The sequence below is a fragment of the Halomonas bluephagenesis genome, from assembly GCF_054790765.1.
This window is the reverse complement of sequence record NZ_CP133631.1, coordinates 73,196-97,385: the sequence shown is the minus strand read 5'-3', so window position 1 is coordinate 97,385 and position 24,190 is coordinate 73,196. Positions and strand designations below refer to the sequence as shown.

Below are 24,190 nucleotides of genomic sequence, written 5' to 3'. Positions count from 1 at the left end.
TACACGCTGTTAGCAACATTACTGAAAAACGCTACTAAAAAAATGTATCGTTAAATTAGCAGTGTCGGTAATAAGTTGAGGGCGGCATACTAGGTAGTATGTTGCAAAGCAGCAAGTGCGCTTTGACTAAAGTCGTAAGCTTGTGTCACAAATGATCCACGTTTGTTAGCGACGCTTAAACGACATAAAAAATGCTTAAGTTAAGGCAGGTAAGTGTGGGTTATACCGACGAAATTCTTAATCTGTCGGTGTTGGCTCATTTTTCATAACTGATTATTAGGAGGCCAGTGGTGCTGAATCCTTTTTCCATGCAAGGCAAGGTCGGGATTGTCGCAGGCCTTGCTAATCAAGACAGTATTGCTTTTGGCTGTGCCCAGGCGCTGCATCACGCCGGTGCTGAGTGTTTAGTGACCTACGCCTCTCCTAATGCCGAAAAGTTTGTGACACCGCTGGTAGGCGACATGGGAGAGCCGGAACTAATGCTGTGCGATGTGCAACACGATGATCAGTTGGATGCGTTATTCGCTCGTGCGCGCAAGCGCTGGGGCCGGCTAGACTTTGTTGTTCATTCGATTGCCTATGCCCCCCTTAATGACTTACATGGACGAGTGGTTGACTGCTCCAAAGAGGGGTTTGCGCTTGCCATGGATATCTCCTGTCACTCTTTTATCCGCATGGCCAAGCATGCGGAGCCGTTGATGAAAGAGGGCGGATCTCTGTTCAACATGACGTACTACGGAGCCGAAAAGGTAGTCGATAACTACAACTTAATGGGCCCCGTGAAAGCCGCATTGGAATCTGCCACGCGCTATATGGCTGCCGAGCTTGGTCCGCAGGGCATCCGTGTTCATGCAGTGTCGCCGGGTGCTATTCGCACACGGGCAGCGTCTGGACTTAAAGCGTTTGATGAATTGGCCTACGATGGCGAAACACGCTCACCACTACGCCGTCTTGCCAGTGTGCAGGATGTCGGCAATGCAGTCGTTTATCTCGCCTCTGATGCTGGAGCATCACTGACGGGATTAACCCACTACGTAGATGGAGGTCATCACCTTCGTTTCTAACGTATGGGTGATTAAGGAAGTTTCCTAGCTTAAGGAAGTGTTTTAAAGGAGTAACTCGATGTCGGTCAATGACGCGAATGATCTGATTGAAAATCGCACCTATGATGAAATAACGGTCGGTGATGAAGCCCACCTAGAAAAACGCCTGACCATGGAGGACATCAAGTTGTTTGCCGTGATGTCAGGAGACGTTAATCCGTCACACGTCGATAGCGACTTTGCCAAGAGCAGCCGTTTTCAAGAAGTGATTGCTCATGGCATGTGGGGCGGAGCGCTGATATCTACGGTGCTGGGGACGCAGTTGCCTGGGCCGGGTACGGTCTATCTTAAGCAGTCGCTGCAGTTCAAAGCACCGGTAAGGCTGGGGGATGTACTGCGGGTGTCCGTGCGGGCTATCGAAAAAGATGACCAGCGCCACCGAATTATCTTCGCCTGCCGCTGTGAAAATCAACGCGGTGATACGGTCATTGAAGGTGAAGCTAGCGTATTGGCGCCGATTAAGAAAATTCAACGCCCCCGCACGTTGCTGCCCAAAGTGCGTTTAACAGAGCGTGGCAGGTTACATGAAATTCTAACCGCTGCCGATCATCCAGAGCCAATGCCCACCGCGGTAGTTCACCCCGTGGATCAAAGCGCCATTTGTGGGGCGGTTGAATCGGCGGCACAAGGTTTGATTATTCCCGTACTGGTGGGGCCCAAACGGAAAATACAGCTCGCTGCTGAAAAAGCCGAGGTGGATATCAGCGCATTCGAGCTGGTGGATGTTCCCCACAGCCACGCGGCTGCTGAACAAGCGGTGGCATTAGCACGTCAGGGGCGCGTAGGTGCGTTGATGAAAGGCGCGCTGCACACCGATGAGCTTTTACGTGAAGTGCTTAAGCGCGACACTGGATTGCGTACCGAGCGGTGTCTTAGTCATGTGATGGCCTTTGATGTGCCAACCTACCCGCGGCCATTATTGATTACGGATGCGGCTATCAATATCTACCCTAAGCTAGCTGAAAAGCGCGATATTGTTCAAAACGCGATTGAGTTGGCTCATGCATTAGGTAACGACAATCCCCGCGTGGCGATTCTCTCCGCTGTCGAGACCGTCAATCCCAAAATCACCTCCACGATTGATGCGGCGGCCCTGTGTAAGATGGCTGAGCGTGGCCAGATTACCGGCGGCACGCTAGATGGTCCGCTGGCTTTCGATAATGCCGTCTCAGAAGCGGCGGCCAGAACCAAAGGCATCGTTTCGCCAGTGGCAGGGCGCGCCGATATTCTACTTGCACCAGATCTTGAAGCGGCCAATATGTTGATGAAGCAGCTTACTCATCTGGCGGATGCTACGGGGGCGGGCGTTGTCGTGGGCGCTAGGGTACCGATCATGCTGACAAGCCGCGCGGATGATGCATTGACGCGCATGGCATCCAGTGCATTAGCGTTACTGCTTGCCGAATATCAGCGTCGGGGCAGTGTACTGAGCAGCCCTTCAGGAGCATAACCATGCAGGAAATACTGGTGCTGAACAGTGGTTCTTCCAGCGTCAAATTTGCTCTGTATCATATCAATGCTGAAGACGCTGCCGGTGGATCCCCGGAGGAGTTAATGCTCGCCTACAGCGGCCATTTTTCGGGTTTGGAAACGTCGCAGTGTAGCGTGTCGCTGGAGCATATCGAGCCAGGGCAGCACCCGTATCGCTATGGATTGCATACACTAGAGGCGCTGGGGCTAACTCCGGCAATAAACCATGAAGAGGCCATCACAAAGTTGATGGCATGGCTTTAACAGCGAGAGGGGAAAGGCACGCTGGGCGCCATAGGGCATCGCGTTGTTCACGGCGGCCAAACCTACCATGAAGCGGTTAGGTTAAGCGCTGATGACGTGGTCAGGTTAGAAAAATATTCAAGCTTAGCGCCGCTGCATCAACCCCATGGACTTGCACCTATCAAACTGCTGATGGCGCAGCTGCCAGATGTGCCACAGATCGCATGTTTCGATACTGCGTTTCATGCTCATCAGCCCTGGGTAGCTCGGCAGTTTGCTCTGCCGCAGGAATTGACTGCCAAGGGATTGATACGTTACGGCTTCCACGGCCTTTCCTACGATTATATACAGCGCACGCTGCCCACTGTTTTACCTAGCGATGCACCCCGTTCACGGGTGGTGGTGGCGCATTTAGGTAATGGTGCCAGTATGTGTGCTATCTGCGATGGCGTCAGCGTAGCCTCAACCATGGGGTTTACCGCGCTTGATGGATTGCCGATGGGCACGCGCTCTGGTGCTTTGGACCCAGGGTTGGTGCTCCACCTAATTAGTCATGAAGGAATGAGTGTCGAGGACGTGTCGACGCTCTTATATAAGCGTTCAGGACTGCTTGGTGTCTCCGGGATCAGTAGCGATATGCGCGAGTTGCTTGCAAGTGATGTCCCTGAAGCAGAAGAGGCTATTGAGCTTTACTGCTATCGCGCCGCGCGGGAAATCGCCAGCTTAGCAGGCGCATTGGGCGGGCTAGATCAATTGGTATTTACCGCCGGTATTGGTGAGCATGCAGCACCGATTCGTGCACGTATTGTGGCGCAATGTGAGTGGATGGGCATGCAGCTTGATGAAAAAGCCAATAAATGTGATGCCGTTTGCGTCTCTCTACCGGATAGCCGTGTGGGCGTTTGGGTCATTCCAACAGATGAAGAGCGAGTGATTGCCAGTGATTGCCTAGCGCTTCTCAAGAAAGCGGATTAAACAGCGCTTTAATTCCGCCACCTGACGTCTGGCGTTTGTGTGTTTGAGACGCTGGCCATGATGATAGTTGGATGTTGCCATTGCTGCGGTTATTGCTATTGTCATTACCGCTACCGAGAAACCACTGATCTGATAGAATCCCCAGCTTTTGTAAACTCACTCACTTACCTTACTGGGAATTTTAATGAACGCGGTAATTCTTGCTGTGCTAGTCATGGTGGCGCTTTCGCTTGCTCGGGTATCCGTGGTGTTTGCACTCGTTGTAGGTGCGCTGGTTGGGGGCTTGGTGGGCGGCCTATCACTGGATGAAACCCTCAGTGCTTTTAATGATGGTGTTGGCGGGGGCGCGCAAGTAGCGCTTGCTTATGCCACGCTAGGGGCTTTTGCGGTGGCTATATCTCGCTCGGGGCTTCCCGATATGCTGGCCAATCGCTTGATTACTATGCTGGGGAAAGAGTCTACCGCAGCGCATCAAGCACGGGTAAAGGTGTTTTTGCTCGTTGCAGTGCTCTTGGTGGCTATTTCATCGCAAAACGCCATTCCGGTGCATATTGCGTTTATCCCGGTGCTGATCCCACCATTGTTAGTGGTAATGAATCGTCTCCAGCTTGATCGCCGCGCAGTGGCGTGTGCGCTAACCTTTGGGTTAACCGCTCCGTATATGCTGCTCCCCGTGGGGTTTGGCGCTATCTTCTTGAATGATATTCTGCTGGCGAATTTAAATAGCGCGGGCGAGTCACTGGGGCTGGAAATTACTCGAGGCATGGTGCCCATGGCAATGGCTATTCCCGTAGGTGGGATGGCGATTGGCTTACTGGTAGCGCTATTTTTCAGCTACCGCGGGCAGCGCGAATATACCAATAAAGATCTAGTGGCGACTAACGCACATCAAGGGCACACGCCTGCAAAGCCTCATACGTTCGGGCTTGTAATGTCGGGTGTGGCTATTGTGGCGGCGTTGGGTTTGCAGCTATATACCGGCTCAATGATTGTTGGTGGTCTAGTGGGGATTGGTTTGCTTTCGCTGGGCGGCATTTTTAAATGGCGTGAAGCGGATGATCTTTTTACCAGCGGCATGCGCATGATGGCACTGATTGGTTTCATTATGATTTCAGCGGCTGGCTTTGCAGAAGTAATGAAAGCGACCGGGGATATCGAGTTGCTAGTGGCAGGCGCGTTTGAACTATTTGGTGATAACCGGGGGGTAGCGGCGCTTGTCATGCTGCTAGTGGGTTTGTTTATTACCCTGGGTATTGGTTCATCATTTTCAACCATTCCCATTATTGCAGCAATTTTTGTACCGCTGGCGGTGCAGTTTGGCTTTTCGCCCATGGCAACTGTCGTACTCGTTGGTACGGCGGCTGCACTGGGCGATGCGGGATCGCCAGCGTCTGATTCCACACTGGGGCCAACCTCTGGCCTAAATGTTGATGGCCAGCATGATCATATGTGGGACAGCGTGGTGCCTACCTTCCTGCACTACAATATACCGCTGATTGCTTTTGGGTGGCTGGCAGCGATGTCGCTTTAAGTGTTTTTTCACCGACTGCTTTTTTAAAGATCAGTTTAGAAACTAGAAAGGGCAGCCATTAGCTGCCCTTTTTTATGCTAAAACCCTGATTATTGCCTAGGCAGGTGCGACTCGAAAGCGCTCAGTAGGCCGCGGAGTAAGGAGAGTTCCTTACGGTTGGGCTGAGCACGGGAAAACAACGCCTGAAGTTGTTCTTCAGTGCGGGCATGGGGCTGGGTAAGAAAGCCACTTTGCTGCATCAACCGCCCAAGGTGCTCTTGGAAGTGCACAAATTGCTCACGGCTAGGCGGTGTGGCTTCAGTCGGCCGTTGGTACATAAACTGGTTATCATCGCGCTTTCGCCAAGCACGGTGTACTTCGTAGGCTAAAATCTGTACGGCCTGTGAGAGGTTTAAAATACCGTATTCAGGGTTGGCAGGGATGCTGACCTGATGCGTGCAGCAGCGTATTTCGTCGTTGGTGAGACCTGAACGTTCACGCCCGAATATTAATGCAACCGGCGCTTGTGCGGCGTTCTCAATCACCTGCTGCGCCATGTCATCAGGTTCATCGAAATGAGGGAGTGGCAAGCTGCGGAGCCTTGCGCTGGCGCCCACCACTTGAACGCAATCACTAACCGCCTCATCAAGGCTGCTTACACAGCGAGCATTTTCAAGCACATCTGTTGCGCCTGCGGCCATGCGCGTTGCTTCTTCATCGGGGAACGCGCGTGGATTAACCAATAAGAGCTCAGATAAGCCCATGGTTTTCATGGCGCGAGCAGTGGCACCAATGTTCCCAGGGTGGAAGGTTTGCACCAGTACGATACGGATATTGGAAAGCACGGTAATGAAGACCTACAGCTGCCGGATAAAGGCGCTGATGGTAGCATGCTTTTAAATATCATCAGAGGCAGGAAGGGGGGAGTTGCCAAATAAAAGAACCCCGCACATGGCGGGGTTCTTAACGACGTTAAACGTCAGAGCGATAGGCTCAGGGGTGCATGTCGGGTAGCAGCAGTGCATTACTGCACCGCCGCCCCCTAAGAACCGTACGTGCGAGTTTCCCCGCATACGGCTCAAGCCTTTATAAGCCTCCCAGATGAGAGACCGGTGACCTTTTCTCCTGTTGCGAATGCCACTGACGATGACAGTTAGGGTGCAACAACACCAAGTTACTCAGCTCGTCACCGCCACCCTTATGCCGTTCCACCACGTGGTGAATGTTCCACTTGGTTTCCCAAGTGATTAAGCCACGGCACATTGGGCAGCGCTTACCTTGCCGCTTCCATAGCGTTTGCAGTTTCTTACGACCTTTCGTTGACGCTTCCCAAGAGCGCTCCAGCCTGCTCTCGAAATACTGCTCGTCTCTAGGGTCATAAGGGTTTGCTTCCGCCCTGATCTTGGTATGTCGCACAATCGGGATGTCCTTGCTGCTCTGCAACCGTACGGGCTTACCGGGCATTAAGGTACTTTGGAAAATCCAGTTCTCGCTTTTCACCGAATGAAAATATTTCTTCTTCACCCAGCGCTTTTGGCGATTACTGTGTCGTCGACAACTCCAACGCCATAATAGCTTCCAAACACGGTAGTCCACATAGCCAAACGTTTCCTTGGCCACGACGTGACGGTGATAATTCGCCCATCCCAGCAGTACCGGGTTGAGTTGGTGAATCAACACATCCTGTCGTGACATGCAGTTGCGTCTGACGATGTCCTTGATCTTCTTTAGGTGTCGTTGCAGGTTCTTACGGCTGGGCTTAATCAACAGCTTGCCGTTGTACTTCCGCAGGTTCTGCCCGAGAAAATCAAAACCTTCTGCGATGTGCGTCACCACGGTCTTGCTGGCTGACAACGTAAGCCCACGTTCTGCCATAAAGGCAGAAACGACAGGCAGTACTTCATTTTCCAACAGCTCTTTCGAGATGCCAGTAATGATGAAGTCGTCGGCATAACGCACATAGTTCACCTTGGTCTTGTAGCTTGCTTTGGTATTTTTCTTCCCGAAATGGGATTCCAACACCTTTTCAAGCCCATCAAGCGCCAGGTTGGCTAATACCGGAGAGATGATCCCGCCCTGGGGCGTTCCTGCCTCTGTCGGATACAGACGGTGAGACTCCATGAATCCCGCTTTCAGCCACTTCTTGAGCACTTGCTTGTCCATCGGGACATTAGCCAGCAGCCAGTCGTGACTGATATTGTCAAAGCACCCCTTGATATCGCCTTCCAGCACCCATTCAGCAGAATGCTTACGGCTCAAATTGACAAAGCATTGCTCTATCGCATCGGCCGTTGAGCGCCATGGACGAAAACCATAGCTGTTGCGGTCAGCCACCGTTTCCGATACCGGTTCGAGCGCCAGCAAATAGAGTGCTTGCATGGCCCGATCCCGCATCGTCGGTATCCCTAGTGGGCGGCGTGAACCGTCCGGTTTGGGAATATAGACACGGCGTAATGGAGCAGGGCGGTAGCCCTTACTTTTTAGCCTGCCTAACGCTAACCACTTGGCTTGTGGAGTGCTCCACAATTCACCATCAACACCGGGCGTTTTCTTGCCCCGGTTTTCAGTAACACGTCTGACGGCCGATGCTCTGGCCGCCAGCGAGTGGGTCAGCAGTCGTTGCAAAGCTTTCACCTTGCGCCAACGTTGATCCCGAGTCGCCTTCGCGATCCGCACTTGTAGCCCTCTCACCTTTCTGTCGACGGCAGACCAGTTAATGGTGTGCCAGCTGTCAGGCGGGTGGGAGAACGCAGGTACTTGTTTAAAACCAGTACTCATCTTGCTGTCCTCCGAATGAATGCCGATAAGACGCCCTTCGGAGAACAGATACATTGATCCCTTGCGGGAGTGTATGTGCTCCCGCAGGGGTGAGATAAGGCCGCTAACTTGCTCGGCTATCTCTTCGTAATATCAGCATGATTGAGCGCTTTAGAGCGCTATCACGCGATTAAAGACCAGCTGGACGTAGGCCCCGTTTCCGGTAGAGGAACGTTTAACCTCTTATCCGCCCCATTACAGGGCGGCATTCGCTTTTTCCAGCCTCCTAAACCCGCACCATTAACAGCTCGCCTCACGGCTTGCCTGCCCGGTAGGGCAATAGTACGGGGTTTCCGAGTTCCGCATCATGGACACGGATCACTTAGACCCTGCCAGTACACCGTAGGTCTGTTGGTAACGTATCCCCAGATGTAAGAGGGATAACCGACCCAATACCTTTTGGTCAGAGCGTGTCAGTAGCTTACGCTCCTTGCGGCTGACGGTGCTTGTTAGCAGTTCACTTACGTTGGTCATATGATCCAGCCTAGCCTCTCACCCGCATGCTACTAGCGGGATCTTCAATGGACCTCACGGCCGCATTAAACCCCAAGAGGGGGAGTACATTGTCAGGACGCTTGGCACCTTACCGTTACCGGCGACGCACTGCCCCTAGGCTACTGCTGGTTACACAGCAGGTTCCGCTTATATCGTTACCGCTACATACGGTTTAGATACATGGAACCATCCAGAATACGGCTTCGCACCGGATAGGCAGCTTAGCCAAATAATAGACACGAATATCCCCGCTACATCACATTCCCAAAAATAGAAATGTTTCAGCGTGTACGAATATCGCCAAAGCGAAAGGTACGAGCAGACTCATACCGGAAAAGGGGTATTTACCCTAAGGTAATACCCGATATCCGGACTGAGACAGCCCGAATATCGGGTTTATTAAAAATGCTTCTTGCGCGGTTGTGGTCACTAACGTTAAGTTAGTGACCACTTCGTCTGTAGACCGCTAGGCAAGCTACCTATACGACTCTCGTCGCACGTCGGGTAGCAGCAGTGCATTACTGCACCGCCGCCCCCTAAGAACCGTACGTGCGAGTTTCCCCGCATACGGCTCAAGCCTTTATAAGCCTCCCAGATGAGAGACCGGTGACCTTTTCTCCTGTTGCGAATGCCACTGACGATGACAGTTAGGGTGCAACAACACCAAGTTACTCAGCTCGTCACCGCCACCCTTATGCCGTTCCACCACGTGGTGAATGTTCCACTTGGTTTCCCAAGTGATTAAGCCACGGCACATTGGGCAGCGCTTACCTTGCCGCTTCCATAGCGTTTGCAGTTTCTTACGACCTTTCGTTGACGCTTCCCAAGAGCGCTCCAGCCTGCTCTCGAAATACTGCTCGTCTCTAGGGTCATAAGGGTTTGCTTCCGCCCTGATCTTGGTATGTCGCACAATCGGGATGTCCTTGCTGCTCTGCAACCGTACGGGCTTACCGGGCATTAAGGTACTTTGGAAAATCCAGTTCTCGCTTTTCACCGAATGAAAATATTTCTTCTTCACCCAGCGCTTTTGGCGATTACTGTGTCGTCGACAACTCCAACGCCATAATAGCTTCCAAACACGGTAGTCCACATAGCCAAACGTTTCCTTGGCCACGACGTGACGGTGATAATTCGCCCATCCCAGCAGTACCGGGTTGAGTTGGTGAATCAACACATCCTGTCGTGACATGCAGTTGCGTCTGACGATGTCCTTGATCTTCTTTAGGTGTCGTTGCAGGTTCTTACGGCTGGGCTTAATCAACAGCTTGCCGTTGTACTTCCGCAGGTTCTGCCCGAGAAAATCAAAACCTTCTGCGATGTGCGTCACCACGGTCTTGCTGGCTGACAACGTAAGCCCACGTTCTGCCATAAAGGCAGAAACGACAGGCAGTACTTCATTTTCCAACAGCTCTTTCGAGATGCCAGTAATGATGAAGTCGTCGGCATAACGCACATAGTTCACCTTGGTCTTGTAGCTTGCTTTGGTATTTTTCTTCCCGAAATGGGATTCCAACACCTTTTCAAGCCCATCAAGCGCCAGGTTGGCTAATACCGGAGAGATGATCCCGCCCTGGGGCGTTCCTGCCTCTGTCGGATACAGACGGTGAGACTCCATGAATCCCGCTTTCAGCCACTTCTTGAGCACTTGCTTGTCCATCGGGACATTAGCCAGCAGCCAGTCGTGACTGATATTGTCAAAGCACCCCTTGATATCGCCTTCCAGCACCCATTCAGCAGAATGCTTACGGCTCAAATTGACAAAGCATTGCTCTATCGCATCGGCCGTTGAGCGCCATGGACGAAAACCATAGCTGTTGCGGTCAGCCACCGTTTCCGATACCGGTTCGAGCGCCAGCAAATAGAGTGCTTGCATGGCCCGATCCCGCATCGTCGGTATCCCTAGTGGGCGGCGTGAACCGTCCGGTTTGGGAATATAGACACGGCGTAATGGAGCAGGGCGGTAGCCCTTACTTTTTAGCCTGCCTAACGCTAACCACTTGGCTTGTGGAGTGCTCCACAATTCACCATCAACACCGGGCGTTTTCTTGCCCCGGTTTTCAGTAACACGTCTGACGGCCGATGCTCTGGCCGCCAGCGAGTGGGTCAGCAGTCGTTGCAAAGCTTTCACCTTGCGCCAACGTTGATCCCGAGTCGCCTTCGCGATCCGCACTTGTAGCCCTCTCACCTTTCTGTCGACGGCAGACCAGTTAATGGTGTGCCAGCTGTCAGGCGGGTGGGAGAACGCAGGTACTTGTTTAAAACCAGTACTCATCTTGCTGTCCTCCGAATGAATGCCGATAAGACGCCCTTCGGAGAACAGATACATTGATCCCTTGCGGAGTGTATGTGCTCCCGCAGGGGTGAGATAAGGCCGCTAACTTGCTCGGCTATCTCTTCGTAATATCAGCATGATTGAGCGCTTTAGAGCGCTATCACGCGATTAAAGACCAGCTGGACGTAGGCCCCGTTTCCGGTAGAGGAACGTTTAACCTCTTATCCGCCCCATTACAGGGCGGCATTCGCTTTTTCCAGCCTCCTAAACCCGCACCATTAACAGCTCGCCTCACGGCTTGCCTGCCCGGTAGGGCAATAGTACGGGGTTTCCGAGTTCCGCATCATGGACACGGATCACTTAGACCCTGCCAGTACACCGTAGGTCTGTTGGTAACGTATCCCCAGATGTAAGAGGGATAACCGACCCAATACCTTTTGGTCAGAGCGTGTCAGTAGCTTACGCTCCTTGCGGCTGACGGTGCTTGTTAGCAGTTCACTTACGTTGGTCATATGATCCAGCCTAGCCTCTCACCCGCATGCTACTAGCGGGATCTTCAATGGACCTCACGGCCGCATTAAACCCCAAGAGGGGAGTACATTGTCAGGACGCTTGGCACCTTACCGTTACCGGCGACGCACTGCCCCTAGGCTACTGCTGGTTACACAGCAGGTTCCGCTTATATCGTTACCGCTACATACGGTTTAGATACATGGAACCATCCAGAATACGGCTTCGCACCGGATAGGCAGCTTAGCCAAATAATAGACACGAATATCCCCGCTACATCACATTCCCAAAAATAGAAATGTTTCAGCGTGTACGAATATCGCCAAAGCGAAAGGTACGAGCAGACTCATACCGGAAAAGGGGTATTTACCCTAAGGTAATACCCGATATCCGGACTGAGACAGCCCGAATATCGGGTTTATTAAAAATGCTTCTTGCGCGGTTGTGGTCACTAACGTTAAGTTAGTGACCACTTCGTCTGTAGACCGCTAGGCAAGCTACCTATACGACTCTCGTCGCACTACATCATGCCGCCCATGCCACCCATTCCGCCCATGCCACCCATGTCTGGGGCAGCGTCTTGCTCTTCTGGATCGTCAGCGATCATGCACTCAGTGGTGATCATCAGACCAGCAACAGAGCCAGCGGACTGCAGTGCAGTACGGGTTACTTTAGCCGGGTCCAGAACACCCATTTCGAACAGGTCGCCGTACTCACCAGTTTGTGCGTTGTAGCCGAAGTTGCCTTCACCGTCTTTCACGCGATTGATAACCACAGCGGCTTCTTCACCGGCGTTAGTAACAATCTGGCGCAGCGGAGACTGCATAGCGCGCAGCGCCATGTTGATACCGTGGTTTTGGTCTTCGTTGTCGCCAGTCAGGCCTTGTACTTTAGCCATTGCGCGAACCAGTGCAGTACCGCCGCCAGGTACAACGCCTTCTTCTACTGCAGCGCGGGTTGAGTGCAGAGCATCTTCAACACGTGCTTTCTTCTCTTTCATTTCTACTTCGGTAGCCGCACCGACACGAATAACAGCAACACCGCCGGCCAGTTTGGCAACGCGCTCTTGCAACTTCTCTTTGTCGTAATCCGAAGACGTTTCTTCGATTTGCGCACGGATTTGGTTAACGCGTGCTTCGATGTCGTTTTCTACACCAGCGCCATCGATGATGGTGGTGTTCTCTTTAGACATCGTCATGCGCTTAGCGGTACCCAGGTGATCCAGGTTCGCTTGCTCAAGCGTCAGGCCAACTTCTTCAGAAATGACGGTGCCATTGGTCAGGATAGCGATATCTTGCAGCATCGCTTTACGACGGTCACCGAAGCCGGGTGCCTTAGCAGCAGCAACTTTAACGATACCGCGCATGTTATTTACAACCAGCGTTGCTAGCGCTTCGCCTTCGATATCTTCAGCGATAATCGCGAGCGGTTTGCCTTGCTTAGCAACGGCTTCCAGCACCGGCAGTAGTTCGCGGATGTTGGAGATTTTCTTGTCAACGAGCAGAATGTAAGGGTCTTCTAGCTCGACAGACATGGTGTCTTGGTTAGTGACAAAGTAGGGCGAGAGGTAGCCGCGATCAAACTGCATCCCTTCAACGACTTCCAGCTCGTCTTCGAAGCCACGACCTTCATCAACAGTGATGACGCCTTCTTTACCAACTTTTTCCATCGCTTCAGCGATGATCTCACCGATGCGCTTGTCACCGTTGGCAGAAATAGTACCTACCTGGGCGATAGACTTAGTGTCGGTGCAGGGGACAGACATCGCCTGAACTTCTTTTACTGCCGCGCTAACTGCTTGGTCGATGCCGCGCTTCAGGTCCATCGGGTTCATGCCAGCAGTCACGCCTTTCAGGCCTTCAGCGATAATTGCCTGGGCCAGAACCGTTGCTGTCGTGGTGCCGTCGCCTGCAGCATCAGAAGTTTTGGAAGCAACTTCCTTAACCATCTGAGCGCCCATGTTCTCGAACTTGTCTTTCAGTTCAATCTCTTTGGCAACCGATACGCCGTCTTTGGTGACGGTGGGGGAGCCAAAAGACTTGTCCAGTACCACGTTACGACCTTTCGGGCCGAGGGTAACTTTTACTGCGTTAGCTAGAACGTCTACGCCACGCGCCATACGTTTGCGGGCATCATCGGAAAACTTAACTTGCTTAGCTGCCATGTTCGTTATTTCCTAAACATTGAAATTTAAAAGGAAAAGTAAATGATCGAGGCGGTATTTAGCCTTCGACGACTGCCAAGATATCGGCTTCGCTCATGATCAGAACTTCTTCGCCGTTGATTTTCTGTTTTTCAACGCCGAAACCGTCTTTGAAAATCACCGAGTCGCCAACTTTAACGTCCAACGGGCGAACGTCACCGTTGTCGAGAATGCGGCCATTACCAACTGCCAGGACTTCACCGCGAGTGGGTTTTTCCTGAGCGTTGCCCGGTAGCACGATGCCGCCAGCGGTTTTCTGCTCTTCTTCCACGCGACGAACAACGACGCGATCGTGCAAAGGACGGATATTCATGCTCACGTTCTCCTGAGTATCGTCAAGGCCCATAAGGGCAATTAGCTAAATGAGATTTCCGTGGGCTTCTTGCCCGCGAAAAGTGAAGGTAAGTAACCTTCATGTTAATGGCGAAAGCTAATGCATCCGCCGAACTTGTGTGCTGACTCAAAAGTGGGGGCTGCTCGTAGCCTTTCAAGGGGCAGGCGATAAAAAAATGTGGTTTGGCGTCATTCTTATTCGTTGCGCCTTCAGCGCCGCCTTGCTGTTTCATCCCGGCTAATGAATTCACCTTCGATTGGCCCTTCTTGACCGCCTGGGCGTGATGTATCTGCCTGTTCGTAGTTGGTCTGCTGTTGTTGGCCAGCAGCGCTTTTTAAGCCTAACCAAGTGAGGGCTTTGAACATTAACTGGCGAGCGTTAGGCAGTAGGCAGGCGATGCCTAGCGCGTCAGAGAGAAAGCCTGGGGCCAAGAGCAGGGCGCCACCGAAGATTAGCGCAGCCCCGGTAAACAGTTCTTGAGAGGGGATTTCACCTACTTGCATGCGCTGTCGCGCGCGCGCCAGAGTGGAAACACCCTCTTTGCGAATTAGGTGTAGCCCAATAAATCCAGTGCCCAGTACCAGTAGCAGGGTGGTGAATAAACCAATTCGGCTACCGATTGAAAACAGTAATACAAAATCAACTAACGTAAACAGCGATATAAAAAGAAGAATGGGCATGACAGACTCCATAACAAACGTAATTCGTCAATATGGTGACAGAATTCATGAAAACAAGCAGCCAACTCTCGGCTAGCTACGTTCACGTGCGTTCTACTGCTCGATTTTTCGCTCAATAACTTCTATGCTGCAATGCACAATTGTGCCGTTTTATGAGGCGATACAGGTAGTGTGCAGTACGCATGTACTCAGTGTCAGCCTAAGGAGAATCAGATGAACCTGACAAATAAAGTGATCGCGATTACCGGGGGGGCTCGTGGCCTGGGCTTTGCTATGGCGGAGTGTTTAGGTAAACAAGGTGCCCGGTTAGCGCTCTTGGATATGAGTGCTGAAGCATTGGATGACGCTGTGTCAGCGCTAGCGTCTCAAGATATTCAAGCACACGCATTTGTGACGAATGTGGCTGATGAGCAGTCAGTGCAGCAGGCGTTTGCTGATATTGCAGCTCGCATGGGGCCGGTAGGCGGTTGCATTAATAATGCAGGTATTACCGACGACGGTCTTCTTATCAAGGCGAAAGAGGGCGTGGTTGAAAAACGTATGTCGTTATCCTCCTGGCAGAAAGTGCTTGATGTCAATTTAACAGGCGTTTTTCTGTGCGGGCGGGAAGCAGCAACGCAGATGGTAGAGGCTGGTCACCAGGGCGTTATTGTCAATATTTCAAGCATTTCCCGAGCAGGAAATATGGGGCAAAGTAATTACGCTGCTGCTAAAGCCGGTGTGCATGCGTTGACGGTTACTTGGGGTAAAGAGCTTGCCCGTTACGGTATTCGTACCGGAACCGTGGCGCCAGGATTTATTGAGACTGAAATGACAGCTTCCATGCGCCCCGATATGCTGGAAAGAATCTCTTCTAGTGTGCCACTTAAACAGTTGGGTAAGCCTGATGACATCGCGAAAAGCGTCGCTTTCATTTTTGAAAATGATTACTTTACCGCGCGGATTATCGAGTGTGACGGTGGGCTGCGGCTTTAAATCACTGACGACTAGCTGCCGCTTCTGACTAATAGGACACTGGCGATGTTGCCAGTGTCCTGAAATGTGTTCAACGCGTAATGCAGCTAATTGCTAGAAATGAAAGTAATCCCGCTGGAGCTCGCGTTGGAAGTACATTTCTACCCGTAATGTCATTGCCCAGCGCGGGTCGTAGCTAACCTCTCGTTGAAAATGTAGTTCAGGAATGACATCTGCAAACAGTATTCCTTTATGGATATCCCTGCGATAGCGGGTCTGTAAGTAGTAATTTGTCATTCGAGGGTTAGACAGGCTTTCACCAATGGCGATAGCCGAGTAGCGAAGCGCACTACGGCGGTTCAATCGCTGGTTTAGCTGCACTACCTCACTGTACTCAAGCGTGTCTTCTTCCTCTCGCCATTGCACATTGGTGATGAATCGCAGGTGGCGATTGGCGGAAAGCGGGCGGCCAATATCCCACTCGGTGCGTGCTGAATACCCTGAGTTGTTAAACCAAGATAGCCGATTAAATGACTCCAACTGCCAGGGGCTATCCTTAAAATCCCACAGACGTTCGCTGGTAAAGCGAACATAGGGGTCAAGAGGAAGGCGTAGACGAACGCCGGCGCCAAAGCGATTACTCCAATTCTCACGTTTGTCTCTGCTCCCCAGCCAATCAAGACCAAATGTCGATGTTCGACGATCGCGCTGGTCATTGTAGAGCCGCCCAGAGCCTTGATCAGCCAGCGTGCCTTGTGATTCTTCTGGATCACTTTCGATGATTAAGCGGAGGCGGTCCTCTGTGGTGGGAAGATCAATACGATAGCGCACGCTAATATCGCCGTTCGTGCCTTCGCCTTCCATCCAATCAATTTCCTGGCCCAGCCGAAGGTAGGATCTGTTATCAGCAGAAGCGGATTGGTCGCCGCCAAAAAAAGAGTCAATGTTTCTCGATGTATTGTCTACCCAGTTGCCGATGCGTGCTCGAAATGGCTCAACACGCGCTTCAGCCCACTCGGGTAAGTCACTATCTTCCTCAATATCAATAGTATAGGACTCTGTGGCATAGATCTCAGCAGCATGGGCATTGGTAACAAAGGTATTAGCAACATTGATGTGTGGCGACAGTGCATAAAATACGCCAAGGCAAGCGACAGCGAGCACTGGTTTCATCGAAGAGTTCCTAGGAAAGTGTTGTCCGAGTGCGACATATTATTTTGCTTTGTACATTTCAATATCTTTAGCCCATTGCAATACACGTTTGCGTTCGCGGCGGCTGGTCATACGTTTTGTGTCGACCTGCAAAGGGGTTAGCTGGTGCAGTGAGCCAGCAGATAAGTCTAATTTAAAGTACCGCGATGCGCCGACAGGCATGTCTTCAGAGCCATAAATAGCAATGACGCGAATTTCAAGTTGAGGCGTTTGCTGTCGTAATGAGTGCTCATCAATACCATAGTGGTGAATAAGTTGCTGAACGATATCGCCAAAGGATTGTATGTGAAGATAATCACCCGACGCTAGGGGGCCTTGGTGCGTTCGGTAACACTCGTTTTCATCGTCACCGCTTTGCTGCTGGTATTCCACAACATCAAGCTCATAGCAGCGCTCATTGGTGTGCAGCACAGCAACTAAATGCTGAATATAGATGGCTTCGCTACTCATATTACTGATTAAGCATAACGCGTCTTTGCCAACTCCCTTGCCCCTATTGACGATAATCCGAGGGCGGCGCTGTCGGACATAGCCGTTATAAAGTAGTTGGGCATAAAATACCCAGACAAGAAGGGTGCAGATGCTGGCAATCGCAGAGATTGCTTGGGCGTTATCTTTAAGCCATTCCATGGGTTGAGATCCTTCTCAAATCAAAGCGGCATTAATAACTGATAACTTAGCTCAAAAACAGGTTGAGGTCAGCAAGTTGGGTAGTGCAGAGTCGTAAAACAAAAAAATTCGGTTAGCGTAAAGCTACCGAATTTTTCGAAGGTAAGAACCTTTAAATTGGTGCGGATGGGGAGACTCGAACTCCCACACCTTACGGCACTAGAACCTAAATCTAGCGTGTCTACCAATTCCACCACATCCGCTGAAGACGAGGCGTATATTAACAGCATTCGTATTAATGTCAACGGTGTGTCATTAAAATTGTTAATTAAACCAGTCTGGGGGAAATATGGCTCTGACGCGGTTAGTACATTATGTGAGCACTTGGGCCAAAAAAGGACTGCCAGGTTACTGCGCGTTTTGTCTTTCTCCCGGGCAGACCAGTGGCGGTTGGTGCCAGGAGTGCTTTGAACAGCTGCCGTGGAATATGAATGCTTGCTGGCAGTGTAAAGAGCCTTTGGATGTTGGGGACGTAGCATCCGTTCAATCGGTTTGTGGCCATTGTCGGGAGCAACCGCCTGCGTTTACCGCCGCGACGGCGGAGCTTTTATTTGAAGGGCCGATACGTGAACTGGTGCATGATTTCAAATTTAATGCGTCGCCCCGTGCAGGCATGTTACTGGTAGAGCTAATGATGGCTAAAGCCCCCAGCTGTTTGGGAGAAGGGCTCTTGCCTGTACCCATGCACGCTGTTCGAGCTCGGCAGCGTGGCTTTAATCAGTCCCACTGGTTGGCTGATCAGCTAGGCAAGCGGGTTAAATTGCCATTGATAACGGCAGAATGTAGTCAACAGATGCCCTCTCAGCGCACATTAAGTAGAAAGGAGCGAGCAAAAAATTTAGTAGGCGCCTTTCATATTAATGGTCCACTACCATCACACCTTACGATTATTGACGATGTTGTTACTACTGGGGCGACCTGCCAAGCGCTTGCCGAAGAAGCGCTCCGTGCGGGCGCTAAACGTGTCGATATTTGGACAGTCGCTCGAACACCCCTGGCGCATAATTGATAGAATGCAGGCTTAATTGCACAGGAGCGGTATATGTCACACCCGTTTAGCACGCTTTCTCCGGATACAGTGATGTCTGCTGCGGAGTCTGAAGGGATTTGGCCGGCTGGCGAGCCGTTTGCACTCAATAGCTATGAAAATCGAGTGCTGATGTTTCGCGACGATGACGGTGAGCGTTGGGTAGTGAAATTTTATCGTCCTGGGCGTTGGGCAGATGAGGTTATTCAGGAGGAGCACGATTTTCTTCAGGAATTGGCTGCTGCTGATGTACCTGTTGTTGCGCCCTGGCGAAATCAATATGGGAAATCACTACATACCTACCAACAATTTCGCTTCACGCTTTATCCTCAATGCAGTGGTCAAGCACCTGAGTTAGACAATCCATCGCATCTTTTTGCATTAGGTAATGTGTTGGGGCGGTTGCATGCAGTGTCATCTCGACAGGCGTTTCAGTACCGCCCAACATTAGATTGGCAGCACGATATTCATGATGCAGAGGCTCGTGTTATCGGGAGTAAAAGATTAAGCAAGCATCAGCAGCGTGCTTATCGCAACGTTGTGCAGAAAATTCTTTGTCATCTTGAGAAACATCCTATCGTCAGCGACCAAATGATTCGAACGCATGGTGATTGTCATTTGGGCAATGTTTTAGGAAGAGATGAATCATTTACCTTAGTGGACTTTGACGATTGCCTTATGGCACCCGCCATTCAAGATATATGGATGCTATTACCCGTTGATGACCCATCTGGCTGGCGAGCACAGCTAAGTGAAATTGTTGAAGGATATGAAGAGGAGCGAACATTTCCGCAAAAACAGCTGTCGCTAATCGAGCCGTTGCGGGCTTATCGTCTTATACGATACACCGCTTGGCTTGTCTCTCGCTGGGGTGATCCAGCTTTTCCTCGTGCGTTTCCATGGCTGGCGGAGAGCGGCTATTGGGATCAGCACATCCGCCAGCTCGAGCAGCAATTGTTACAGCTTGAAAAGCCTATTTGGCTAGCATGACAATTGCACAAATAGTTAATCGCCGGAATTACTCAGGTTGATTGACGGAACGCGGGTTTTCAGCGCTTGCATCAGGGTCTGGCCGATCTGATGGGATGGGATTGGCAACGCCTTCCCCTTCAGCTTGCCGTCGAGCAGCATTAATTTCCGCTGAAGGGTTATCTTGAGCGTTGATTTCGATACTTTCATCCAGCGTGACTACAAATTCCTGACCTGGCGTTAAGGTGCAAGACGACTCATCGCAGGCAAGCCCGTACAGACCATCTGTTGCATAAGCGCCTGCACTAAATGAGCCTGTAAAAATAGCGCTTTCAGCGTCATGTGTCTCAATGCAGGTCGCGTCTTGAGTAGTAATACGGATGCGCCCATTAGCGAGCTGTGCATTGGCCACTAACACACAGTATTCCGGTAGTTCATGGGATGCGCCGTCAGCTTGAGTGGGGTGAAGCAGGATATCTTCATAACGCGATTGGCTGTCAGTAAAAGCAAACTCTTCGATGACCTCGACACCGACACTGGCTCCCTTGGGTAGTGTCAATGTCTGTTCTGCGGCTAACAAAGGTGTTGCCAATGCAGTTCCCAATAGGGCGGTTAAGAAAAACGGTGCGGATTTGAATGACATAAGGAACTCTCAGATGAGCGCTACGAATTAAGCTGACTAGTGCGATCCATGATAGCACAGCTTAAATAGTCTCAAAGGGGGGTGCGCGGCACTCTGCCACAGCAGAGTTAGGTGCGCTAAAATAGCGGCGCGGCGTGTTTTTTTATTGTGCAAAAGTTGTTTCGAGTATATTTTTTGTACATGATTGATGCACAACCCCCGGCTATTGATAAATTTCAATATATTGCTGTGGATTAAACGCTCCTGTATTTCAGATATTTACATAATTGCAGCACGTACAGTTTTGATGAGGCTTCAAATGACCGACGATATTGCTCAACACTACCGCCACATTATTTCGGCAGTTGGCGAAAATCCTGATCGTGAGGGGCTGCGAGATACGCCTAAAAGAGCTGCAAAAGCAATGCAGTTCTTAAATGCTGGCTATCAACAATCACTCGAAGAGATTGTCAATGGCGCGGTATTTGAGTCACAAACAGACGAAATGGTGCTTGTGAAAGACATTGAGATGTACTCAATGTGCGAGCACCACCTGCTGCCATTTATTGGTAAGTGTCATATCGCCTATCTTCCTAGTGGGAAGGTATTAGGGTTGTCGAAGTTTGCCCGGATTGTTGATATGTACGCTAGACGTATGCAAATTCAAGAAAACTTGACGCGTGAAATTGCCGAGGCAGTGCAGCAAGTTACTCAATCAAGAGGTGTTGCGGTGGTGATTGAGGCGCGCCATCTTTGCATGATGATGCGCGGTGTGGAAAAGCAAAATTCAAGCATGACGTCTTCTGTGATGTTGGGTGGCTTTCGCAGTAACCAAGCTACGCGTCAGGAGTTCTTGACGCTAATTAGCTGATGTATTGGCTGAGAGCTTTCGACAGGTTTCATTGCAAAGATTTGGTTAAATACGCGGTTTCGTCTTAGCATGAACAGGTCAATGAGCCCGTGAGGCCAATATTTGGTCAGGAGTCTGTCATGGAAGCGCTGAAAGAAACACAGCTGTATTGCCCGTTTGCCTATATTGATGGTAGCTGGGTAGCCGCCGACAGCGGTGAGCAAATTAACGTCTTAAACCCTGCAACGGGCGAGCCCGTTGGCGATATGCCCCGACTGGGCAAAGTTGAAACAGAGCGCGCTATTGATGCGGCTGATGCTGCGTTACCCGCTTGGCGTGCTTTGACAGCTCAAGAACGAGCTGATCTGCTGCTCAAGTGGCATGACCTCATGCTGGAACACAAACATGATCTCGCTTTGCTCATGACCTACGAGCAAGGCAAGCCGGTAAAAGAGGCTGAAGGTGAAATCGTCTATGCCGCAAGTTTTCTACGTTGGTTTGCAGAAGAGGCGCGCCGTGTCTATGGCGAGACTATTCCCGCGGCTAAATCGAATCAGCGTATTGTGGTGACAAAGCAGCCTGTGGGTGTTGTAGGTGCTATCACGCCCTGGAATTTCCCAGCTGCTATGATCACGCGTAAAGCCGGTGCCGCGTTAGCGGCGGGCTGTACGATTGTCGTTAAGCCTGCTAGCCAAACGCCATTTTCTGCAACAGCTCTCGCTATGTTGGCAGAAAGAGCAGGCATTCCCCGTGGGGTTTTCAATGTAGTGCCTGGCAGTGCAGCTGATATTGCCAAAGCACTTACTCAATCCCCTAAAGTGCGCAAAATCACCTTCACGGGCTCTACGGAAGTTGGGCGCAAACTTATGGCTCAGGCGGCTGAGCATGTGCAAAAAATATCACTTGAGCTGGGTGGCAATGCGCCCTTTATCGTTTTTGAAGATGCTGATCTTGATGCCGCTGTAGAAGGGGCCATGGCTGCGAAGTTTCGTAATGCTGGTCAAACATGTGTCTGCACTAACCGGTTTTTGGTGCAATCCAGCGTTATCAATGCTTTCTGTGAAAAGTTAGCGGTTGCTATGAATAGTGAGTTGTACGTAGGGAATGGCACCGAGCCTAATATCAATATTGGTCCGTTGATTGATAGTGATGCGGTCAAAAAGGTGAGTGAACATGTGCAGGATGCAGTCGATAATGGGGCTGAACTGCTGTTAGGTGGTCATCCGCATCCGCTGGGTGGAAACTTCTTTACTCCCACGTTGATTAGCTTTGCAACAGATAAAATGAAGGTAGCTCGCGAAGAAACGTTTGGCCCTCTGGCGGCGGTGTTTCCCTTCGATGAAGAAGAAACTGCCATCGAGATGGCCAATGATACCGAATATGGTTTAGCCTCCTATTTCTACTCACGAGATCTGGGTCGCGTTTGGCGTGTCGCCGATGCACTTGAGTACGGCATGGTGGGGATTAACACCGGCCTTATTTCGAATGCAGCCGCTCCTTTTGGTGGCGTAAAAGCGTCCGGCCTTGGGCGTGAAGGTGGGCATCAGGGTTTGGAAGAGTACCTTGAGACAAAATATCTGTGTATTGATCTAGGTTAAGCGCAGGCGCAAGTACTATTAATAAACAGTACTATCAGCAAATAGGCCCCCATCGGAAAATCCGTTGGGGGCCTGCTTTTATGGCAAGACGATTAATGGCGGAAATGGCGCATGCCAGTAAATACCATGGCAATGCCCGCTTCGTTAGCGGCATCAATCACTTCCTGGTCACGCATTGAGCCGCCGGGCTGAATAACGGCGGTAATGCCTGCGGCTGCAGCGGCATCAATGCCGTCGCGGAATGGGAAGAAGGCGTCTGACGCCATCACCGAGCCGGGCACCGAGAGGCCTTCATCGGCCGCTTTAATGCCGGCAATTTTCGCTGAGTAAACGCGGCTCATTTGGCCTGCGCCAACGCCGACGGTTTGACCTTCCTTGGCATAAACAATCGCGTTTGACTTAACGAATTTAGCGACTCGCCAAGCAAAGCCCAGGTCACGAAGCTCTTGTTCCGACGGCGCGCGTTCACTCACCACGGTCAGCTCTTCGCGGGTTACCATGCCTTGGTCGCGCTCTTGTACCAAAAGCCCGCCATTAACACGTTTAAAGTCAAACGCAGGCTGTGCTTCGCCAGGCCAGTGTGCACTGACATCAAGCAGACGAACATTCTGCTTTTCTGCCACGATGGCGGCTGCTTCATCACTCACACCAGGTGCGATAATAACTTCGACAAACTGGCGGTCGATGATTGCCCGAGCGGTTTTGGCGTCTAACGCCACGTTAAACGCAATAATGCCGCCAAAGGCGCTGGTCGGGTCGGTGGCGAAGGCTTTGTCATATGCCTCAAGCGCGTTAGCACCAATGGCCACACCGCAAGGATTGGCGTGTTTTACGATGACACAAGCAGTTTCATCAAACGCTTTCACGCACTCAAATGCGGCATCTGTATCAGCTACATTATTGAAAGAGAGTGGTTTGCCTTGCAGGGGTTTTGCAGTGGCAACACTTGGCTCGCTTGCCAGCGGGTCCACATAGAATGCTGCTTGCTGATGTGGGTTCTCGCCGTATCGCATGTCCTGCTTTTTGTCTAACTGCAGGTTAAAGGTGCGAGCAAACGTTGAGTTGTCGCTGGTGACTTTACGGCCAAGATAATCGGCAATGGCACCATCGTAACCGGCGGTGTGTTCAAACGCTTTCACGGCCAGATCAAAGCGGGTGGTAGCACTCACGTGACCGCTTTGAGCAGCCAGCTCCCCCAATACTCGGGCGTAGTCATCAGCGTTTACCACGATGGTAGTATAGGCGTGATTTTTTGCGCATGCTCGCACCATGGTTGGCCCACCGATATCGATATTTTCGATGGCGTCTTCCAGTGTGCAGTCTGGGTTGGCGACAGTAGCGGCAAACGGATAAAGATTAACGACCACCATGTCGATAGGGGTAATGTCGTTCTCTGCCATCACGGCATCATCCTGACCGCGGCGCGCTAGGATTCCACCATGGATTTTAGGGTGCAGTGTTTTTACACGACCATCCATGATTTCGGGAAATCCAGTGTGCTCAGAGACTTCTTTGACAGGAATCGAGTTTTCCTGAAGCAGTCGAAAGGTTCCGCCAGTCGAAAGAAGTTCCACGCCGTGCTGGCTCAAACCGCGGGCGAATTCAACAATGCCGGTTTTATCGGATACGCTCAAAAGGGCGCGACGGACGGGGGTAGCAGTGCTATCAGCCATTAGA

20 protein-coding genes and 1 tRNA gene are annotated in these 24,190 nt (G+C 51.3%); 10 read left to right on the top strand and 11 right to left on the bottom strand.

Features of this window, described 5'->3' with window-relative positions:
• Positions 1-290: 290 nt before the first annotated feature.
• The 5 genes from fabI to REH51_RS00485 all read left to right on the top strand — a co-directional run bounded on the left by fabI (position 291) and on the right by REH51_RS00485 (position 5,322).
• A complete protein-coding gene (fabI, locus tag REH51_RS00505; protein ID WP_009724698.1) occupies positions 291-1,064 on the top strand; it encodes an enoyl-ACP reductase FabI in 774 nt (257 codons plus the stop codon).
• A gap of 58 nt (positions 1,065-1,122) precedes the next feature.
• Positions 1,123-2,553 carry a bifunctional enoyl-CoA hydratase/phosphate acetyltransferase gene (locus tag REH51_RS00500; RefSeq protein ID WP_009724699.1) on the top strand — a complete coding sequence of 477 codons (1,431 nt, stop codon included), beginning with the start codon at positions 1,123-1,125 and terminating at the stop codon, positions 2,551-2,553.
• Positions 2,554-2,555: 2 nt separating this feature from the next.
• The gene (locus tag REH51_RS00495) at positions 2,556-2,837 is read left to right on the top strand and encodes a hypothetical protein (protein ID WP_498936600.1); all 282 of its coding nucleotides are present in this window, start codon (positions 2,556-2,558) and stop codon (positions 2,835-2,837) included.
• Between the two features lie 21 nt (positions 2,838-2,858).
• Entirely contained in the window at positions 2,859-3,791 is a 933-nt protein-coding gene (locus REH51_RS00490; RefSeq protein WP_498937773.1) for an acetate/propionate family kinase, read from the top strand.
• 184 nt (positions 3,792-3,975) lie between these two features.
• Positions 3,976-5,322 (top strand): Na+/H+ antiporter family protein, encoded by a 1,347-nt coding sequence (locus REH51_RS00485; RefSeq protein ID WP_009724701.1) that lies wholly within the window; start codon positions 3,976-3,978, stop codon positions 5,320-5,322.
• 89 nt (positions 5,323-5,411) lie between these two features.
• On the opposite strand, the gene REH51_RS00480 is transcribed toward REH51_RS00485, so the two are convergent.
• The 6 genes from REH51_RS00480 to REH51_RS00455 form a co-directional block, all read right to left on the bottom strand.
• Complete coding sequence (locus tag REH51_RS00480; protein ID WP_009724702.1) at positions 5,412-6,146, bottom strand: RNA methyltransferase; 735 nt, start codon at positions 6,144-6,146, stop codon at positions 5,412-5,414.
• A 241-nt stretch (positions 6,147-6,387) separates the two neighbouring features.
• Positions 6,388-8,079: a group II intron reverse transcriptase/maturase gene (gene ltrA / locus REH51_RS00475; protein WP_050801113.1), complete on the bottom strand. Its 1,692-nt coding sequence runs from the start codon at positions 8,077-8,079 to the stop codon at positions 6,388-6,390.
• 1,114 nt (positions 8,080-9,193) lie between these two features.
• Positions 9,194-10,885: a group II intron reverse transcriptase/maturase gene (ltrA, locus tag REH51_RS00470; protein WP_050801113.1), complete on the bottom strand. Its 1,692-nt coding sequence runs from the start codon at positions 10,883-10,885 to the stop codon at positions 9,194-9,196.
• Positions 10,886-11,915: 1,030 nt separating this feature from the next.
• Positions 11,916-13,559, bottom strand: a complete 1,644-nt coding sequence (groL, locus tag REH51_RS00465; protein ID WP_009724705.1) for a chaperonin GroEL — start codon at positions 13,557-13,559, stop codon at positions 11,916-11,918.
• 58 nt (positions 13,560-13,617) lie between these two features.
• Entirely contained in the window at positions 13,618-13,911 is a 294-nt protein-coding gene (locus tag REH51_RS00460; protein WP_009724706.1) for a co-chaperone GroES, read from the bottom strand.
• Between the two features lie 230 nt (positions 13,912-14,141).
• Complete coding sequence (locus REH51_RS00455) at positions 14,142-14,612, bottom strand: FxsA family protein (RefSeq protein WP_009724707.1); 471 nt, start codon at positions 14,610-14,612, stop codon at positions 14,142-14,144.
• 213 nt (positions 14,613-14,825) lie between these two features.
• On the opposite strand from REH51_RS00455, the gene REH51_RS00450 reads away from it, so the two are divergent.
• Complete coding sequence (locus REH51_RS00450) at positions 14,826-15,587, top strand: SDR family oxidoreductase (protein ID WP_009724708.1); 762 nt, start codon at positions 14,826-14,828, stop codon at positions 15,585-15,587.
• Positions 15,588-15,680: 93 nt separating this feature from the next.
• Here REH51_RS00450 and REH51_RS00445 read toward each other — a convergent pair whose 3' ends face one another.
• From REH51_RS00445 to REH51_RS00435, 3 genes are all read right to left on the bottom strand, one after another.
• Positions 15,681-16,739 (bottom strand): hypothetical protein, encoded by a 1,059-nt coding sequence (locus REH51_RS00445; RefSeq protein ID WP_498936598.1) that lies wholly within the window; start codon positions 16,737-16,739, stop codon positions 15,681-15,683.
• Between the two features lie 39 nt (positions 16,740-16,778).
• Positions 16,779-17,408 (bottom strand): hypothetical protein, encoded by a 630-nt coding sequence (locus REH51_RS00440; protein WP_009724710.1) that lies wholly within the window; start codon positions 17,406-17,408, stop codon positions 16,779-16,781.
• A 157-nt stretch (positions 17,409-17,565) separates the two neighbouring features.
• A tRNA-Leu gene (locus tag REH51_RS00435) sits at positions 17,566-17,650 on the bottom strand.
• 86 nt (positions 17,651-17,736) lie between these two features.
• On the opposite strand from REH51_RS00435, the gene REH51_RS00430 reads away from it, so the two are divergent.
• Together REH51_RS00430 and REH51_RS00425 are read left to right on the top strand one after the other, a co-directional pair.
• Positions 17,737-18,456, top strand: coding sequence for a ComF family protein (locus tag REH51_RS00430; protein WP_009724711.1), 720 nt, complete (start codon positions 17,737-17,739; stop codon positions 18,454-18,456).
• 33 nt (positions 18,457-18,489) lie between these two features.
• Positions 18,490-19,464 (top strand): serine/threonine protein kinase, encoded by a 975-nt coding sequence (locus REH51_RS00425; RefSeq protein WP_498936596.1) that lies wholly within the window; start codon positions 18,490-18,492, stop codon positions 19,462-19,464.
• A gap of 28 nt (positions 19,465-19,492) precedes the next feature.
• Here REH51_RS00425 and REH51_RS00420 read toward each other — a convergent pair whose 3' ends face one another.
• Positions 19,493-20,086 carry a hypothetical protein gene (locus REH51_RS00420; protein WP_009724713.1) on the bottom strand — a complete coding sequence of 198 codons (594 nt, stop codon included), beginning with the start codon at positions 20,084-20,086 and terminating at the stop codon, positions 19,493-19,495.
• Between the two features lie 298 nt (positions 20,087-20,384).
• On the opposite strand from REH51_RS00420, the gene folE reads away from it, so the two are divergent.
• The gene (gene folE / locus REH51_RS00415; protein ID WP_009724714.1) at positions 20,385-20,936 is read left to right on the top strand and encodes a GTP cyclohydrolase I FolE; all 552 of its coding nucleotides are present in this window, start codon (positions 20,385-20,387) and stop codon (positions 20,934-20,936) included.
• Positions 20,937-21,055: 119 nt separating this feature from the next.
• The gene (locus REH51_RS00410) at positions 21,056-22,513 is read left to right on the top strand and encodes an NAD-dependent succinate-semialdehyde dehydrogenase (RefSeq protein WP_009724715.1); all 1,458 of its coding nucleotides are present in this window, start codon (positions 21,056-21,058) and stop codon (positions 22,511-22,513) included.
• A 92-nt stretch (positions 22,514-22,605) separates the two neighbouring features.
• Here REH51_RS00410 and purH read toward each other — a convergent pair whose 3' ends face one another.
• Positions 22,606-24,186, bottom strand: a complete 1,581-nt coding sequence (gene purH / locus REH51_RS00405) for a bifunctional phosphoribosylaminoimidazolecarboxamide formyltransferase/IMP cyclohydrolase (RefSeq protein ID WP_498936594.1) — start codon at positions 24,184-24,186, stop codon at positions 22,606-22,608.
• Positions 24,187-24,190 lie beyond the last annotated feature (4 nt).